We start from the raw sequence: 17,315 nt of genomic DNA on the forward strand, positions 1-17,315 counted from the left end.
GCAAACGATCACTGCCGCCTAAACGCGGACGGCCCGAACGCGGCGGGTCCGTACGACGTGCACCATGGGGGCGCCCACCAGGACGCCCCCGTGGGGCGCGACCGTGCGCTGCGGACGGTCGACCCCGAGGTCGGTTCGCTGACCATCACGGCGCGTTCGAGGAGGAGTTCGAGGGCGGCGTCGCGCAACCGATCGCCCGGCGCGCGGAGCCGCACCGATGCCGTCGCTTCCGTGGCGTCGGCGAGGCCGCGGTCCGGGAGACGGGCATTGTTCGACACATCTCGATCGTTCTAGAGTTCCGGATCATTCGCTACGGGCAGATAGGGGAGTTCGGGCATGACCGAGGTCGTACTGTTCCATCACTCGCAGGGGTTGACTCCCGGAGTCGTCGCGTTCGCCGACGAACTCCGCGCGGCCGGCCACACCGTCCACACGCCCGATCTCTTCGAGGGGCACACCTTCGACTCGCTCGAGGACGGCATGGACTACGTCGGGCGCACCGGTTTCGGCGAGATCATCGAGCGCGGCGTCCGCGCGGCCGAGCCCCTGCCTCGGGAAGCCGTGTACGCGGGCTTCTCGCTCGGTGTGCTGCCGGCCCAGAAGCTGGCCCAGACACGGGCGGGCGCCTTGGGGGCGCTGCTGTTCCACGCCTGCATCCCCGTGTCAGAGTTCGGTGCGGCATGGCCCGACGGTGTGCCGGTACAGATCCACGCAAAGGAGTCGGATCCGTTCTTCACCGAGGACATCGACGCCGCCCGCGCACTCGTCGCCGCGTGCCCCGACGCGGAGATGTTCCTGTATCCCGGAGACCAGCACCTGTTCGCGGACGGTTCGCTGCCGTCCCACGACCCGGACGCCGCCAAGCTCCTGACCCAACGAGCGATCGACTTCCTCGGCTCCCGGTAGGGCGATGTCGGTCGCCTCGCGGGTGGAGCACGGAGAAGAAAATCGGTGGGGTGGCGCCGGGGAAGCCGACACCATCATGGGATGGGCGCATGGGACGCAGTGGCAAGCAGGGTTGCCGGCGGGGTCACCGTGACGTCCCGGCCCAGCGGCTCCTCCATGGTCCCGCTGATACGCAGCCGGCAGCAGGTGGTCGTCGCCCCGGTCGCCCCCTCGAAGCTGGAGGTCGAGACATCGTCCTCGCCCACGTCTCGGGGACGGTATACCTGCAATGGTGTCGTCCGTCGACCTCGCCAGGAAGCGGGCCAGAGCAGCAACAACCGCGGACACGTCAACGGCTGGACCAGCCACGATCGTGTCTTTGGCTTGTGCGTGGCGGTCGACGGCGTCCCCCGGTCGGGAATCGCGGGCAAGACTCCCGCTGCCTCGCGGCGAGCCGACCCCGTCGTCGAAGGCTGGGGTGTCATCGATGACGACGGCGTCGAGCATTCGGCAGGACTCCTCGGCGTCATGCCGGTGTGCGCGTTCGAAGGTGCCGTTGAGGTACGGTGATGCGGATTTGATGTAGGTGTGGGCGATGCCTTCGGCGAGGACGAGGTCTCCGCTGGGGTGGCAGGCCACAGTCGGCCGCGGCCTGACCCGCCCACCGGGCGATGTCGCAGCACTAATCGTCGAAATCGAAGCCCGAAGTCCCCGCACGGGCAATGATGTCGCGGACTTCCTCAGGGTTCGAGATGACGGATTCGACGGCCGTCTTGAGCCGCGTGAGGTCGCTCAAAACGCCGACCGCGCAGAACATGCCAGCCTCACTGTCGAAATCGAGGCGCTCGGCAAGGTCCGGCCAAGCAAATCGCACGAGACCTTCCCAGAAGTACCCGTTCGGCTCGTGCCCAGTGGCGGCTATCGCGGCATCGGCAGCCAGTCCACCGGCATCGAACGTCAACGAGTACTCGCCATCGAAGTCATGCAGGTGGAGGGTCACGACGCGATCCTCTCACGCCCAGCTCACGCACCGTTCGTCCATCCCCTCACCGCTCCCGAACCCGGTGAACCATTCCGGCCGCAGCACTAGGAGGCGTCCGGCCACTCGACAAGGTGCTGTGTTCGCCACGTACGTCTCCTGCGGGCTCTGCACGGGCCACTGGTCGCAGGCACAGCGCGGCGGCCCATCCTTGTACGCGGATGAGTCGAGCGACTCGAGAAGGCACAGGAACGCCCAGGTCGAGCCGGGCCGCCTGCAGACTGTGCGCCACCTGAGGGGATGCGTCGTGCCGGAAGGACTGCCCGTCGGCCGCATACTTCAGAGACCAGCGGTTCGCCGAGAACGGTCAAACCCTCAGGGAAACCAGAAGGGAGCCGGGCATAACTGCGACAAGCTCATTGACACGTTCCCCGATGCCTGTAAAAAAACAAAGGAGCCGCAGTGGACAGCGAGTTCTTCCACCACGCGATATTGGAGTGTGGCCTGCGGTTCCTCGGGCTCAAACGCTCGACCGGATTCCACCCTACCTCGCAGGAATGGTGACGTCATGCCATCCCGACGAGGGCCGGCGGGACCACACCGTCGGCCTGGACGATCCAGGTCGAGTGGCAAAGGCGAACATCACCTGGCATCAGTTGGCTACGGAATACGAGCTGTTCTCGGAGAAACGAAGGTTCCAGGAGAGTCAGGGATTCCGCGTCCACGACAACCAACGAGCGAGTGGTGCAACCCTCCCCGGGCGGCCGGTGAAGGCCGACCTGGGCAGCCCATGCCGCGGCCTGCACCGGCAACACGAACACAAGGCCGAGCACTTCCTCACCTTTGCGGGTAGTTCCGCAGCCGTCATCTGCCACCGCCGACTCGTCCGTGCAGACACGCAGGACCGGTCAGCGTGAAGCTGCTCCAACTCTGCAAGCCCAGACCCGAATGGGCACTGTCGCTGGCTCGGCCGCAGTCTGCTCCGAGTGGCTCTGCACGTCTTCCAGGACCGGCCAGCCTATGGCGCCCGGAGCGCTGCAGGTCAGGAACCCTTCGATGACTGGCCCGAGGCCGTCGCAGAGCTCGTAGGCGCCGCCGAACGACAATGCCTCCACAGGCACCGATCCCGTGGAGCACCGGAGCTGACCGGCCTGCTCGTCATGCCACACGTAGAACGTCGCCACCCCATGAAAGCCCAGTTCACGGATACGGACCTGGATGGCTGAGGCAGTCCGCTCGAAGGCAGCCACCACCGCGGTGACGGACAACGACTTCCTGTCCTCGTCCTCCGCGCTCAGCCACCAAGTGTTGGTCTCCCACTCCGCCCGACGGTCAGTCGGCTCCAGCACCAGCGGCTCGTCTGCCACCTCAGCAATCCACGTCAACAGCACCACAGCAGTATCCGGCATGGCCCCTAGCGCGGAAACGCCGCAAGAAGCGATGTCTTAGTCACTCAGCTCGCAACTCGGGCCCGGATGTCCAAACGGCTGGCAAAGACAGACGATCGAACGCACCATGGCCAGGCTCGCGCTGGCGCCGACTCAGCCGCCGCTACGAACGCAAGGCCGACCCAGCCCTCATGCGGGGGAGCCCGAGAACGGCTGCCCGGCACTCGCGCGGAACACTTGGCGGGCTCAGGAGCCGGGGCGGGGCTTCGGCGGGGTGACGATCTCACTGGCAGGCGGCGGGGTCACCACGACTGGCTTCTCGTATTCGCCCATCGTGAGCTTGCCCGAGGTGGCTCCGCCGACTGATTCCCACGTGAGCACATACGGCTTGCCTTCCTTGGCCACGTTGAGGATGGACGTTCCCCCCTTGCCCCGCTCTGTCAGCACGGCAGCCGGTTTGCCGTCCACGCTGCTGTCGGCGACCCTGACGGGGTTGCCGGTGCCACCGTCCAGGAGCGGCTTCATCAGCTTGTCGAGGTTGCACAGACCGCCGCCGAGGGTTCGCGCCATGGCCCGGTCGGCCTTCACCCAATGACCCCCGAGCCTTTCCGCGACGGTGTCCCGCTGCACGGGACTGAACTCTTTCGACCTGCTGGCCAGCGCTGCCCGCCAGAACGCCTCCTCGGCCTGGATGTAGACGGCGGTCTCACTGGTCTTGCGCACTTGCAGGATGCCGGTTCCGTCATTGAACGAGCCCTTGCAGGTCCCGGCCCTGGTCACCGCCAGATCGAACTCGATGCTCTTGGCGTTGGTGGTGAACGTGCCCGCGATCCGGAGCGACGCGGCACCGCTGGTGGCGTCGCGAGCCTTTCGGTCGATCTGCTGTGCGGTCAGGCCGGCGAAGGCGTCCGCGGGGAACGCGCTCGCACTGCTCCCCGGCTCGCCGACTGCACCTTCGCTCTTGACGCAGCCGGTAACGCCCGAGACAACAACAGCGGCGCACATCAGCGACGCGATCCGAACCCTCCGGACAGAGGTCATACGGTTCCCACTCTCACGATCACGACCTGGCGTAGCCACGACCACCGGGAGAGCAGGGAAGTTGCATCGGCCCACGTGTGACCCCCAGCACACCCAGCCGACAGCCCGGCCCTGTGCGGCGGCCGGGATACCGGCAACATGTTCCTGTGGCGCCCCAAGACCGGACCTCGCTGTCATGCTCGCCAGGGCAAGCGCTGACGGCTGACGTAGGCGCACGGGTAACAACTCGGCACACTCGGCCTGGCCATCAATGCCGCCGCGTACTGGACAACACGCTACCTCTCAGCCGCCATAGACCTCCTGCGGCCGGAGCGTGGCGTCCTGGTCCAGGAAGTGGGCCTGGGCTCCCCCGCTGAGGCACACCGTCCTCGACCGCCTGGGCTGCTACAACTTCGCTGCTCTTCGCGCGAGGACCTGTCCGCACTGGGCAGGGAGACACACAAGCGCTGATCAGACGCGGCGGCGTGCCGCACTCCGGCGAAGGGAGAGCGGGAAGGGACGAGTGCGTGCAGCAATACGCCCTGCCGTAGCACTTCTTGACGCTGTGCCGTCCCATGGCCGGAGAGCCGGGCCATCTCAGTTCAGACACCTAGCGCACATAACGTGAATTTTCTGTGTACGTTGAGCGCCGCTCAAGTTCACGCTCTGAGGAGTTCATCATGTCGACGCCGCCTCCCGGCTACGGCTACCCCCAGCAGCCGCCGCCGTACGACCATCACCCGTACGCGCCTCAGCCCGCACCCGTGCGGCGGTGGTGGCAGCACCCGGCGGTCGTCATCGCCGCCTTGGTCGTCTTCCCGCCCGGCGGGATCGCGCTCGTGTGGCTCACCTCATGGAGTCGGGCGAAGAAGATCATCGCCACCGTTCTCGCGAGCCTCTGGTTCATCACGCCGTTCCTCGGCGACCCGCCGAAGGACCAGAAGAACGACGCCAAGCCGAAGGCCGCTGCAACCGTGCCGGCAACGGCAGCGTCCACCCCGTCTGCGAGCCCGTCACCCAGTGGGCCGCCCAGCTATGTGGGCCAGAACCTCAAGAACGCCAAGGCTGCTGCCTACTCCGCCGGCTTCAACTCGGTCTCTCATGACGCCTCGGACAGCGACACTGGACAGTGGGACGATGACAACTGGAAGGTGTGCTTCCAGACCTCGGCGACCAAGAAGGTCGGCTCGATGCCCACGCTCGACTTCGGCGTGGTCCGCAACGAGTGGCCGTGCCCGGTGAAGGACGGCGAGCCGATCCCGTACCCGAAGATGCCGAAGGTCGTCGGCCAGACCTTCGAGAAAGCGTCCATGTCGCTCAAGCCGCTCTCCCTCAAGGCGATCGAGGCGGACAGCGCCTACACCGACGTCACTCTCCCCGCCACCGTCGACGACTGGACCGTCTGCTTCCAGGGGCCGGAAGTCGGCGAGAAGATCGAGTACCCGAAGACCACTACGGCCTACCTCAAAGTGACCGCGCCTGGCACCGCGTGCCCGAAGACGGAGTTCACTGAGCTGCACCCCGACCCGACGCCGCCCAGTACGGACGACTCCAACTCCTCGCCGTCCGGTGGGGGCGACAGCGCCTACTACAAGAACTGCGACGCCGCTAAGGCCGCCAACGCAGCTCCTATCCGCCGCGGCGAACCCGGCTACCGCAAGGCCCTCGACCGGGACGGCGACGGTATCGCCTGCGACAAGTAACGACTCACCTCACGACAGCACCTCAGCCGCCTTCGAGAAGGCTGTCACGGTCGAGGCTCCGTTCGGTCGTTGCTGTCGGAGCCCCGTTCGAACCGCCCTCCGCCCCCTGCTGCGCGCGGGTCGCGGCGGCATTGCCCTCGCGGGCGATGAACAGGCCCTCGGTCTGGGGCGAGCGGGGAGCGTTCTCGTTTATCTCGTGCTCCCTCCTGGCCATCTGACGAGCTGGATGTTGTCCGCGGCCGTCGTCCACTCGATGCCGCGGACACCGGCGCATTCGCTACGAGCGGCGGGGACCGACCTGCATCAAAGCCGGCTGGACCTGGCCTGCGCGATCATCTGCCTGCGACGGCTGGGGAAGCAGTCTGAGCCTCGCAGTAGGGCGCCCGATTCATGGCCTCGGCCTTCCCCGACGATCCGACGTCTCCCCACCCGGAACGTCACCGGCGACCAACGCAGAGGAGGGAGACGACGATGAGCTGATTGAGAAGCTGGCAGTCCGTGCCCACGAACGCGGACGCAGACAGGGCCAGCGTCCCCACGACGGGCTGCGTCATGCGACCGCGTGACTGCAGCGGTGGCTGTGGACCTGGGCCGACGGTGGCAACGTCTGGGACGCAGCACTCATCGACAGCATCCTTGCGTCAACGCTCCCTGAAATTTGGCCCCGTCTGACCCTGGCGTGGTTGTCAGCTAGCGCCCCGCTCGTGGCGGCAGGGCTGTCAGCCGCGGGTGCCAGAATCCTCGGCATGCCACTGTGCGACTATTTCTCGGCCGCTGACGATCAGGCTGCTATCGCTGTCCTCCAGAGTTCGGGAGGGCCGGGTCAGGCAGACCTCGACGTGGTCTCTCTCAAGAACATCGACCCGGTCGTCTCGGTCGTCCGGCTCGAAGCGATCATGACGGGCTGCTGCCATGAGGAGGCAAGAGGTCGTCCGCGGTCCGGGCAATTGTTGTCCGATCCGGAGGAAGGCGGGGCGTTCGTGGTCAGCCTGACGGACAGCTTGACCGCTGCTCTCGCCTCGGCATCGCAGGACGACCTCGTCCGCTTTGCCGATCCGTGGTCGAAGACGGACGAGCTTCGGCAGATCGGTGTCGGCGTCGAGTTCACGACTGGTGTGCTGGAAGCACTGGCCGACCTGGCTCAGCGCGCTCACTCCTCCGGTCAACGGCTGTATTGCTGGTGGGCTCTTTAACTCACCGGCGACCGGTGCCGTTGCCCTTGCCTAGCAGTTCGCGTCGCCGGCGGGGAGAACACCTGCCAGCCACGACGGCTTGCTGTTCCTGAGGATGTCCGCTGTCCGGTGCATGTGGCCGACCTGGCCGCATGCGCCCTTGGAGCTGGCTACAGCCGACCCGACTGGCATCCATCACCTCGCGGGCCACGACACCATCTGCCGACGCCATGAACTCGGCACTCTGGTCGCCTTGCGATGGCCTCGATGGCCACCCGACTGCCTACGGGTCTGCGGGTTCCCTCAACAACTTCGTGGACGAGCCTCTCGTGGGCCGAGCGGCCGTGGCCGCTGATCAGCGACGATTCGGGCGGCAGTGGCCTTGGCACGGCGAGAACCCCGGTCTCGGCCGTCGCTTTGGCCGCACCGTAACGGGGTGACGGGGTAGGAAAGGCTGGACTCGTCATCGTGAACTCCCACACCGGTAGCATCGCCTCGCTCCATCCGTGGATCACGCGGCATCCGTACCGTGCCGCCACCAGCGCGAGCCGCACACAACCCTCCGCCGTCGTCGCCCAATCCTCCAGGCCGATCGATGCGTTCACAACGAGCCGCTGGCACGCCGCGGCCATGGACAGGCTCTGACAGGCCGCGCTGCCACCACCATCCTTTGTGATCACAAAGGGCGGTCATGTAATGACGGGCTGTCAGTGGCGGCCGCTACATTGGTTCGTTGCGCGGGATTCGCGCCGTGACCAGGGGAGGAACGGCTTTGCCGTTAGTCAGGGGATACACCAAGCAGGACGGGACCGTAGTCCGAACGCACTGGAGGGCGCCGGCCGGAACCAGCAAACAGACCGCGTGGGCCGTCGCGATCGTTGCGGCCGTGTTCGTGTTCGGCAACCCGGGCACCTCGACCGGTAGCGGCCCCGGCACCGAGCGGCACCCGGCGCCGCGGCCCTCGGCCGTGCCGAGCCATCCGATCACGTCGCCCGACTCGGCGAAGCAAGCTCCCCGCCCAACACCCACTGTGTCCTATCCGATCAAATGGCCTGGGTGGACAGAATCCGCGCCGCGCCCGGTGCCGACGGTGTCGTACCCGATCAAGTGGGACCGTAGCGGGAGCACCAGGTGAGCCGTCGGCGGCCGCCCGCGCGACGGCGGTCACGGAAGGCAACCGGTGGCGATCAGCTCGCCCTCATCGGCGGCGGCCTGGTACTGCTGTGGGTGGTGCTGACGGGTGTGGTCAGCTTCCTCACCGCCCACCCTTGGATCCCTGTTGTGTTGGTGCTGCTCAGCGGCGGTGCGGTCGCGCTCTGGGTGATCCGACGGCAGCGCGCAGCGCAGTGGGAGCGAGTGCGCGCCCAAGGGCTGCGTTACGCACTCACGCACCTGGACGCCCTGCACCACCGGCAGTTCGAGCACGCGGTGCGGGACCTGATGCGGCGCGACGGATGCAGCGATGCCGTGCAGGTCGGCGGCGCCGGCGACAACGGTGCGGACGTGAAGGCCACCGACCCGTACGGGCGGCGGTGGGTCATCCAGTGCAAGCACCGCAAGGCCGGCCTGGCAGGGGCCGCGGTCGGCACGCCCGACCTGCAGGTCCTCAACGGCACAGGACGCCCCGTTCACAAGGGCGACGTCGTCGTCCTCGTCACCAACGGCAGATTCTCCAAACCCGCCCTCGCCTTCGCCCGCGACCAGCGCCTGCACCTGGTCGACCGCACCGTCCTCGCGCAGTGGGCCGGCGGCTCCCGTCCCCTGTGGGAACTGCTGCGCGCCGTCCCCCCACCGCGAGGACCCAGCACCCTGTCCTGACCCCGAGCAGACCATTTCCGGCCTGCTCTCCGCCAACAGACCGGCGACCTGGCCCCGCACAACAGGCGTGAGCACCGGCCCGGCAGAACCCTCGGGCCTCCCGCCGCATACCGCGCTCGAACTCGTCAGGACGGCCACCCAGCGTCCCGGTGCGGGCGCACTTCGGCGGCGGGAGGCACCCCTTCACGGTGACGAACATTCGCGAACGCTCCACCCACGCGGCGGCGTCCTGCGATCATCAACCCGTCCTGAACGAGCGACACGAGCTAAGCGCGGCACCACGGCGTGGTCTGCGCGGAAGTAGCCAAGGAAGCCGGCAAGCGCGCCTGCGCCCCGACACGCTCCGATACTTCTACCGCTGCCAGGGCTTCATCATCGGCGCCGCCCTCACCGGCTCAGCATCGCGGGAACCGTGGTCTAAGACAAGTGAAGCAAGCGTCGCGCCGGCTCAGCGCCAGCACCCCAACCCACCGAACCGCCGACCCGGCGCCGAGAAACACCCCCAACACTGACAACCGGGTGGGCTTGGTGGTCGGCCTCTGCCAGCCACCTTCTCGTCGGCGGCCCGGCGTCGCCGTCCGCCCTGGCCGCTCCGTCACCGGCGGTGGATCACCACGCTGCCCGACGCCTTGTCGTGCAGGCCACGGCGGTCCTTGCTGAGGTTGATCGAGGAGACGTTGGCGACACACAACACCGGGATGCCCGTCACCACGAGGTTCGTGAAGTGCCGGGTGACGGCCGCGCCGTAGCCGATGCGCTCTCCGGTCTCAAGGTGCACTACTTGGAGGCGCAGGGCCCGCTTGCCGGGAGTCGCGCCCCGGCTCGACACGCTGAACGGGGAGTAGAGCAGCAAAAAGGCCGTGACCCAGAGGGCGGCGGTGGTGCGCCAGATCGCACCGGCTTCACCGTCGGCGACACCGACGGCCGCGAGAAGCCGGTCGAGGCCGACCAGCGGAACAAGAATGACCGCGACAGCGATGACCAGGTCGATGGCAGTTGCGGCGCAGCGCGGCAGGAGACCCGCCGGAGATCCGTGACGGGTGGTCGGAGCCGCTTGGAGTCGACCGAGGTCGCTGCCGGAGGCCATGGAGTTGGACATGTCGATCTCGCGCATCGGCGGAATACTACATTCCGCTGATGTGGAGAGTTCCCCGGCAGGGACCGTCGTAGCCATCGCGGGGTGCGCGATTCGTGGCATTATGATCATTTTTGCGAGTCTGACAGCCCGGCACCAGCGACCCCGGACCGAGCGCGAGCTGTCCGGTGTCACTGGCTTGCTCCGCTGCCCGCAAGCGCGGGGCGGGGGTGGCCGGTCCACCAGGGTGGGTATCCGTGGGCTGTCCGGCCACACGAGAGGCCATGCACGGACAACATGCGCGTCCCACCAACAGCACCGACGCCGCACATGCTCGCCCCCGGCGACGGACACGGCACCCACCAGGCGATCCGGCCGCACCCGTCACTCGCTAATGCCGGGGCCCGAACGAAGAGCCGACCTCGACGCCGGGAGGCTCGCCGGCGATCTTGGGGCGGCCTCTGGCCGCTCTGGAACAGCGCGAGAGCGCAGGTGCGGGGGTTCCGCGTTCCAGCCTCCTCGAAGTTCGGGCCGGAGGAGCGTTCGTGCGGTCTCTAGAAGGGTTCGGCGGCCCCCAGGAGGTCGTGTGGCAGGTAGGGGGAGTCCACGCGAATGGTCCAGCCGCGGCGGCGGGCGTGGCAGGCCAGCGCGAGGACGTCAAGGTTGATGGAGGTTTCGGGATAGTCGGCGCGGTCGGCGACTTCGTAATAGGCGCGGTGGGCTTCGAGGGCGTCGGCCAGGGCCAGGTTGAAGCTCTCCTCGTCACCGTCCACGAGCTGCGACAGCAACACGGCCGGCGGCATCGCGAAGCCCCAGTCCTTGGCCCTCTCGGCCTCCTGCAGCGCTCGCTTCGCGGCCGCTTCGGGCTCGGTGCCCCTCAGATAGGCGTGGAGGGCTTCGCGGTACGCAGTGAACGCGGAGCCGTCCGGGCGCGCGAAGGTGGGGCCGGTGAGGACCAGCGGGGCGAGGTCCTCGCGCACGCCGGTGATGAGGGCGAAGGCAACGGCCGTCTGCCAGTACCCGGGACCGGCTTCCGCGCCCCGCTTGGCCGGGTAGCGCAGGGTGCGCCCGCCGATGGACACCTCGACCTCGGTGTCCGGCTCCGCCAGCGCGATGCGGAACAGAGCCGCCCCCATCTGAGAGGCCAGCCGAAGAAGGGCGACCTGGGACTCCGTGACGTCGCCGGGGGTCCCCGCCCTCCACTGGAACAGGCGCTCCTGATCGCTCAGGACGCTGCTCAGACGCGAGACCGCGAGGGGCTTGCCGTCGGCGGGGGTGAAGGCCTCCTGGAGGTGTTCCTCGTACATGGCCTCGATCCGCGCGATGCCCTCGCGCTCGCAGGCGGGCCGTTCCACCACGAGCGGTCCCGCGGCGAGGGCGGCGACGGCGTCCGGCCGTCTGTTCCGGCCAAGCCCCGCGACCCGCGGGCCCCTGGTCTCGAAACCGGTGACCAGGGCGTGCGGGAGGTAGTCCGTGTGAACCGCCGGAGCCCAGCCGAGCGTCCGGTAGGCGATCGCGGCCAGCGCGAGGGGCACGAGCGGGAGCAGGCTGCTCGGTGAGTCCGCCGGACCGTGCAGGGAGCTGTGGCTGACCAGGAGCTCGGCCAGGGCGGCGTCGAAGCCCTGCCGGTCCTCGGCGGCCAGCGCTCGCAGCGTCCGCAGAGCGAGGCCGTTCGGCCCGTCCAGGAGGAGTTCGCCCGTCTCCGCCGCACGGGTACGGATCCGGTCCACAGCAGCGTCGACGGCGGCCAGCTTGGCCTGCGCGCTCGGCGGGTACTTTCCGTCGCCGGCGTCGTCCAGGACCACGGCCGTCAACCCCGTGGCGAGCTCACCGAGGAGCGTTCCCGTCTCCTGATCGGCGAACTTCCGCCGGGCGAAGGTGAATTCCTCACCGTGCCACGTGGCCTTGTCCCTGAGAACCGACAGGCACAACGCGTCGATCCACTCCCCCGGTGTGACCTTCTCCTCGGGGGCGTCGTCACCCGGGTCGTAGCTCATACCGAAGTTCACGTACTCCAGGAAGACGTTGAAGCTGCAGTGCGGGTGGTACGCCGCGTACGCGACGGCGCCGACCGCGGCCTCCGAGGCATCCTTGAGAGCGGCTCTGGCCTCCGCGGTGTCGAGATCGGGCGTCTCGACGGAGAGGGCGCCCAGGTAGTCGAGGAAGGCGTCGGCGATCAACTGCCATTCGTAGGTCGCGATGCGGCCGGCCCTCGACATGGAGTGGACCTGACGCCCGATCCGGTTCGTGAAGTCCTCGCGCGCTGCCGACACAGCAGCCCCGCCCACCTGGTGACGCTCTATTCGCACGGCCCTGCTCCCTGATCGATTTCCGTCACAGCCTAGATGCGGGATCTGACAGGCCGGTGAAGGCTCGGCCCCGGCGGGTGCAGGTGCATGAACCGCGGGCCACGGCGGCCGTCGACCGCCGCAGGACTCCGTGGTGCGGTGTCGGCACGACGGCACGTGACCCACGTCACGTCGGGCGCGGACAGGATTCTGTTATCCGGTGCCCATGCCGACGTCTCCCAGGTGTCGGCATCGTCAACAGGCAGGACAGGCAGCGTGAATCAGGGCATAAGCAGGGAGCAGGCCCAGGGTCGGGAGCTGGTCAGGGCGGCGATGAACGGCGACCCGTGGGCACGGGACCCGATGATCGCCACCCACGTGCCCCTGGTCTACAACGTCGTGGGCCGTGCGCTGAACGGACAGCAGGGCGTCGACGGCCTCGTGCGGGAGACGATGGTGCGGGCCCTGGACGGACTGGGCGGCCTGCGGGACCCGGACGAGTTCCGGCCGTGGCTGGTGGCCATCGCCGTGGACGGTGTCCGTACGCGGTCCCGGCTCCTCGGCGACGCCGATGGTCTCCCCCTGCCGGGGCCTGATTTCGCGGACCTGACCGTCGGGCTCCTGAACCTGCCGGGGCAGGAGCGCGAGGCCGCCGAGGCGGCGCGCTGGATCGAGCCCGATGACGGCGTTCTCCTGGCGTTGTGGTGGCTGGAGTGCGTGGGCGAGTTGAGCCGGTACGAGGTCGCGGCGGCCCTGCAGTGGCCCGTCGAGCACACGGCGGCGGGCGTGGAGAGTCTGCGGGCGCGGCACGACGCGGCCAGGGTCGTCGTCGGTGCGGTGTCGGCGAACCCGCTCTGTCCGGCCCTCGGTTACGAGGCGGGGACCTGGGACGGCCGCCCCTGCGCCGCGTGGCGGGAGCATCTCGCCCGGCACGCCGGCGGCTGCGCCCAGTGCTCCGCCCGTTGGCGAGGTCTGGTGCCGTTGGAAGCGCTGCTGGCCGGGCTGCCTCTGGTGCCTCCGCCGACGCCGCTGGTCGCCGGGGTCCGCGAGTCCGCCGCATGGGCGCTCGCGGCGACCGCGGCCACCCCGCAGGCGGCGACCGGGACACCGGATGCGTACGAGGTGCCGGAGCCGCACGGCGAACCGTGGCAGTACGCCGATCAGGACCACGGCACCGACCGGGACGGTCACATCGCCTCGGTCGACCTGACGCGCCCGCCGGGCATGTCGGAGGAGGTGCCCTCGGTGCTCGGCTCCCCCGGTACGGCCGCCCCGGCGGGTGTGCCCGGTGCGCGCGGAGCACGGAATGTTCGCCGTCGTCGCCGTCAGGAGCGGGAGCGTAACCGGCGCAGGGTCGTCGTCACCGCGGGCATGGCGGTCGTGGCGCTCACCGGCGGGTCCTTCTACCTGAGTGGCGGCCGCGGCGGAGGCGACGACGGCCTCGAAGTGAACCGCGCGGCGGCGCCGGCCCCGGACCTTCCGTCCGCGCAGGAGGCCGCCGGCCTCACCTCGACCCCCTTGACGGTGTCGCCCTCCGCTTCCGCCTCTGCCTCGGCATCGCCCAGCGCTAAAGCCACGACCACGCCGCCGACCCGTACGGCGTCGCCCGGTGCGGCGAAGACGACCGCGCCCCGTACCTCGGCGCCCAAGCCCAAGCGTACGAACGGCGACACCGGTTCCGGCAGCGGTTCGGGTTCGGGTGCGGGCAGGCAGGGCGACTCCGGCTCGGGCTCGGCCGTCGACCAGGTCGTCAGCCTGGTCAACGCGGAGCGCGCCAAGGCCGGGTGCGGCCCGCTCACGGCGAACTCGACCCTGAACAGGGCGGCCCAGGGCCACTCCGACGACATGGCCGCGCGCGACTACTTCGACCACACCAACCCTGACGGCGACGGACCTGGCGAGCGGGTCACCGCGGCCGGGTACCCCTGGTCGACGTACGGCGAGAACATCGCCATGGGCCAGCGCACCCCGGAGGCGGTGATGGAGGCATGGATGAACAGCCCGGGCCACCGCGCGAACATCCTCAACTGCGACTTCAAGGAGATCGGGATCGGCATCCACAACGAGGGCGGCCCCTACTGGACGCAGGTGTTCGGCGCCCGACGAGGGTGACATCGTCCCCGGGACGGCCGCCGGGCGCCACGGGCGTGCGATCCGCCACCGTGGACCCGGCGGCCCCGGTCTCACCGGCAGACGTACAGGGATCGATCCGCCACCGCCGTGTTCGCCGACGCAGGCATTCCCTGCGGCTCCGAGGCCGTGGCAGCCGACGACGACCTGACGAAGACCGTGCGAGGTCGTCGGCGCGGCGCCGGACGTCACCACCGCACGCACCGGTCTCCGTGGCGGGGGCGCCGGGCCAGGGCTGTGCGAGCTGCCGCGGCACCCCGCCGCACCCCCCTGTCGGACGCGTCGTCTCCTCATCACCGTGGAGGGGGTGATCACGCCTTCTTTCCGCCACCCGAGTGGCTCAGCAGGACTTAGAGTGTGCGCGTGACCGAGCAGAATCCCGAACTTGTCGCCGGCCGTTATCAGCTGGTGGAACGCATCGGCCAGGGCGGTATGGGCCGGGTCTGGCGCGGCCTTGACCAGCAGTTGTTCGGACGCGAGGTCGCCGTCAAGGAAATCGTGTTCCCGCCGGGCCTGGAGGACGACGACCGCGCCGCGCTGCTGCGGCGGTTCGCGGGCGAGGCCCGCGCAGCGGTCACTCTCAGCCACCCCGGGGTCATCACGGTCCACGACGTGGTGGAGCACAACGGGGCCCCCGTCATCATCATGGAGTTGATCCGCGGCCGGTCCCTGGCGGCTGCCATCCGCGAAGGCGGGCGACTCCCCGTGCGTCGGGTGGCCGAGATCGGCGCCGCCGTGCTCGACGCGCTGGCCGAGGCGCACGGGGCGGGGATCGTCCACCGCGACATCAAGCCGGACAACGTGCTGCTGACCAAGGACCGTGTCGTCCTCACCGACTTCGGCATCGCGCACCTCGCGGACGCCACGACCAGGCTGAGCCACAGCGGGATCGTCATCGGCACGCCGCAGTACATGCCGCCGGAGCAGCTGGAAGGCAAGCGCCCCACCCCGGCCAACGACCTGTGGGCGCTGGGTGCCACCCTCTACCACGCCGTCGAGGGGCACCCGCCGTTCGACGTGGTCGGGCTCCACGCCCTTGCCGTGGCCGTCTTCACCAGCCCGCACCGACCACCGGTCCATGCCGGTCCGCTGGTCCCCGTGCTGGACGCGCTCCTGACGAAGGACCCGGCGCAGCGCGTGGGTGCTGCGGAAGCGGCTGAGATGCTCGCGTCCGTGCTGCGGGCCTCGCCGCGCCGGGCCGACGAGCCTGCCGGGCCGGGCGCGCCGTCCGACCGCGACGCCGAACCCGACCCCCGGTCGCCTTCCGCGCCCACGCCCGACCCCGAGTCGGCACCCGCGCCCGCGCCTGACCCGCGGTCGGCCCCCGCGCCCACGCCCGACCCCCGGTCGGCCCCCGCGCCGGTGCCGGACGTGGCGGCGGAACAGGCCCCCGCCCCGCCGATGCCGCGGCAGGCACCCACTCCCCCGACCCCCACCGTCCCGGACCCGGGGTCGTCCGCGGCCGGTACACCGGACGGCCCTGTGCATGACCGGCCGGCTGCCACACCCGTACCCTCACGTCCTGGCGAGGACCCTGTCACGCTCGATGCGACGGTCGATTCGCGGCGTGGTGAGGGGACGGCCGCCCGGGGGCGTGGTCTCACCCGGCGCTCCGCGATCCTGGGCACGGCGTTGGCCGTGCTGACCGCGGGGTCCGTCCTGACCTGGACCCTGAACCGCGACGACGAAGCAGGCCGTAGCGGGGCGGCCGGCGGCCCGGGGAGCTCCGCTGTCACGGTGGTCATCGGGGTGGACGCGCCACTGAGCGGTGGACTGTCCTCGATGGGCGCCGGTATGAAGAACTCCGCCGACCTGGCTGCCAGGACCGCCAACGAGTCCCGGCACGTCCCCGGCGTGACGTTCGAGATCAAGGCCCTGGACGACGGCGCCGACCCGGTCAAGGGCGCGCCCAACGCGGCCGAGTTCGTGTCCGACGAGAAGGTGCTGGGGGTCGTCGGCCCTCTCAACTCGGGTGTCGCCCGAACCTTGGTGCCGCCGCTCGCGGAGGCGGGCATGGTCAACGTGTCCCCGGGCAACACCGATCCCACCCTGACCCTGGGCACCGATTGGGCGGACGGTCCCAGGTCCCGCCCTCACTCCACCTACTTCCGCACGGTCGCCACGGACGTCGATCAGGGGCCCTTCGCCGCCAGGTACCTGCACGCGGCGAAGAAGACCAAGCTCTACGTGATCGACGACGCGAGCGCCCACGGCACCGCTCTCACCACCGGTCTCACGGCCGAGTTCACCCGGCTCGGCGGGAGCGTCGTCGGCACCGAGCAGGTCGATCCCGATGAGCGTGCCTTCGACGGCCTTGCGGTGAGAGTGCGGTCCTCGGGCGCCGACGCCGTCTACTTCGGTGGCTACTACGACACCGCGGCGCCGCTCTCCCAGCAGCTCAAGCAGGCGGGGGTGAACGTCCCCATGATGGGCGGCGACGGCATCTTCGACCAGGGGTACCTCACGGCGAACCCCGAGGCAGAGGGCGACCTCGCCACCAACATCGGGGTGCCCGCCGAGGAATCGGAGGCGGGGCAGGACTTCCTCTCCCGCTACCAGAAGGCGAACTACTCGGAGCCGGCCGGCTGGTACGGCCCCTATGCCTACGACGCGACCTGGACCCTCATCGAGGCGGTGAAGGCGGTCGTGACCGCCAACGGGGGCACCCTCCCCGACGACGCCCGCGCGAAGCTGCCGGGGGCCGTCGCGGGATCGGCCTTCGAAGGGGTCACCGGCCCCGTCGCCTTCAACGCGTACGGCGACACGGTCCACCCCCGGCTGACGGTGTTCACGGTGAACGCGGGCGGCTGGAGGACGGTGACGGGCAACCGGGCCACCCCCTGACCCGCGCGGGGCA

General features: G+C 69.5%; 12 protein-coding genes. 7 read left to right on the top strand and 5 right to left on the bottom strand.

The annotated features are described in order from the left end of the window. Positions 1-336 precede the first annotated feature (336 nt). On the top strand, positions 337-906 hold the full coding sequence (locus AB0D99_RS16550; protein WP_362361586.1) for a dienelactone hydrolase family protein: 570 nt from the start codon (positions 337-339) through the stop codon (positions 904-906). Positions 907-987: 81 nt separating this feature from the next. Beyond that, positions 988-1,455 carry a S26 family signal peptidase gene (locus AB0D99_RS16555; protein WP_362361589.1) on the top strand — a complete coding sequence of 156 codons (468 nt, stop codon included), beginning with the start codon at positions 988-990 and terminating at the stop codon, positions 1,453-1,455. A gap of 112 nt (positions 1,456-1,567) precedes the next feature. On the opposite strand, the gene AB0D99_RS16560 is transcribed toward AB0D99_RS16555, so the two are convergent. The 3 genes from AB0D99_RS16560 to AB0D99_RS16570 form a co-directional block, all read right to left on the bottom strand. Further along, positions 1,568-1,885: an Imm51 family immunity protein gene (locus tag AB0D99_RS16560; protein WP_362361592.1), complete on the bottom strand. Its 318-nt coding sequence runs from the start codon at positions 1,883-1,885 to the stop codon at positions 1,568-1,570. A gap of 887 nt (positions 1,886-2,772) precedes the next feature. Continuing rightward, positions 2,773-3,255 (bottom strand): hypothetical protein, encoded by a 483-nt coding sequence (locus AB0D99_RS16565; RefSeq protein ID WP_362361595.1) that lies wholly within the window; start codon positions 3,253-3,255, stop codon positions 2,773-2,775. Positions 3,256-3,498: 243 nt separating this feature from the next. Then, complete coding sequence (locus tag AB0D99_RS16570) at positions 3,499-4,293, bottom strand: hypothetical protein (protein WP_362361598.1); 795 nt, start codon at positions 4,291-4,293, stop codon at positions 3,499-3,501. A 659-nt stretch (positions 4,294-4,952) separates the two neighbouring features. On the opposite strand from AB0D99_RS16570, the gene AB0D99_RS16575 reads away from it, so the two are divergent. The 3 genes from AB0D99_RS16575 to AB0D99_RS16585 all read left to right on the top strand — a co-directional run bounded on the left by AB0D99_RS16575 (position 4,953) and on the right by AB0D99_RS16585 (position 8,965). Beyond that, positions 4,953-5,975, top strand: coding sequence for an excalibur calcium-binding domain-containing protein (locus AB0D99_RS16575; protein WP_362361601.1), 1,023 nt, complete (start codon positions 4,953-4,955; stop codon positions 5,973-5,975). Between the two features lie 746 nt (positions 5,976-6,721). Beyond that, positions 6,722-7,168 carry a hypothetical protein gene (locus tag AB0D99_RS16580; RefSeq protein ID WP_362361604.1) on the top strand — a complete coding sequence of 149 codons (447 nt, stop codon included), beginning with the start codon at positions 6,722-6,724 and terminating at the stop codon, positions 7,166-7,168. A gap of 1,110 nt (positions 7,169-8,278) precedes the next feature. Further along, a complete protein-coding gene (locus tag AB0D99_RS16585; RefSeq protein ID WP_362361607.1) occupies positions 8,279-8,965 on the top strand; it encodes a restriction endonuclease in 687 nt (228 codons plus the stop codon). A 595-nt stretch (positions 8,966-9,560) separates the two neighbouring features. Here the strand turns inward: AB0D99_RS16585 and AB0D99_RS16590 are convergent. Both AB0D99_RS16590 and AB0D99_RS16595 read right to left on the bottom strand, forming a co-directional pair. Beyond that, a complete protein-coding gene (locus AB0D99_RS16590) occupies positions 9,561-10,079 on the bottom strand; it encodes an RDD family protein (protein WP_362361610.1) in 519 nt (172 codons plus the stop codon). A gap of 515 nt (positions 10,080-10,594) precedes the next feature. Continuing rightward, a complete protein-coding gene (locus AB0D99_RS16595) occupies positions 10,595-12,328 on the bottom strand; it encodes an Imm49 family immunity protein (RefSeq protein ID WP_362361849.1) in 1,734 nt (577 codons plus the stop codon). 276 nt (positions 12,329-12,604) lie between these two features. Between AB0D99_RS16595 and AB0D99_RS16600 the strand changes: the two genes are divergently transcribed. Beyond that, on the top strand, positions 12,605-14,440 hold the full coding sequence (locus AB0D99_RS16600; protein ID WP_362361613.1) for a CAP domain-containing protein: 1,836 nt from the start codon (positions 12,605-12,607) through the stop codon (positions 14,438-14,440). Between the two features lie 381 nt (positions 14,441-14,821). Beyond that, positions 14,822-17,302: an ABC transporter substrate-binding protein gene (locus tag AB0D99_RS16605; RefSeq protein WP_362361616.1), complete on the top strand. Its 2,481-nt coding sequence runs from the start codon at positions 14,822-14,824 to the stop codon at positions 17,300-17,302. Positions 17,303-17,315: the final 13 nt, after the last annotated feature.

This window comes from Streptomyces sp. NPDC047971 (genome assembly GCF_040653355.1).
GTDB lineage: Bacteria > Actinomycetota > Actinomycetes > Streptomycetales > Streptomycetaceae > Streptomyces.

Bases quoted from the DNA above. Each gene is read 5' to 3' on its own strand.
- AB0D99_RS16590 (WP_362361610.1), bottom strand. From the start codon at position 10,079: ATGCGCGAGATCGACATGTCCAACTCCATGGCCTCCGGCAGCGACCTC.
- AB0D99_RS16555 (WP_362361589.1), top strand. From the start codon at position 988: ATGGGCGCATGGGACGCAGTGGCAAGCAGGGTTGCCGGCGGGGTCACC.
- AB0D99_RS16580 (WP_362361604.1), top strand. From the start codon at position 6,722: ATGCCACTGTGCGACTATTTCTCGGCCGCTGACGATCAGGCTGCTATC.
- AB0D99_RS16575 (WP_362361601.1), top strand. From the start codon at position 4,953: ATGTCGACGCCGCCTCCCGGCTACGGCTACCCCCAGCAGCCGCCGCCG.
- AB0D99_RS16550 (WP_362361586.1), top strand. From the start codon at position 337: ATGACCGAGGTCGTACTGTTCCATCACTCGCAGGGGTTGACTCCCGGA.
- AB0D99_RS16570 (WP_362361598.1), bottom strand. From the start codon at position 4,293: ATGACCTCTGTCCGGAGGGTTCGGATCGCGTCGCTGATGTGCGCCGCT.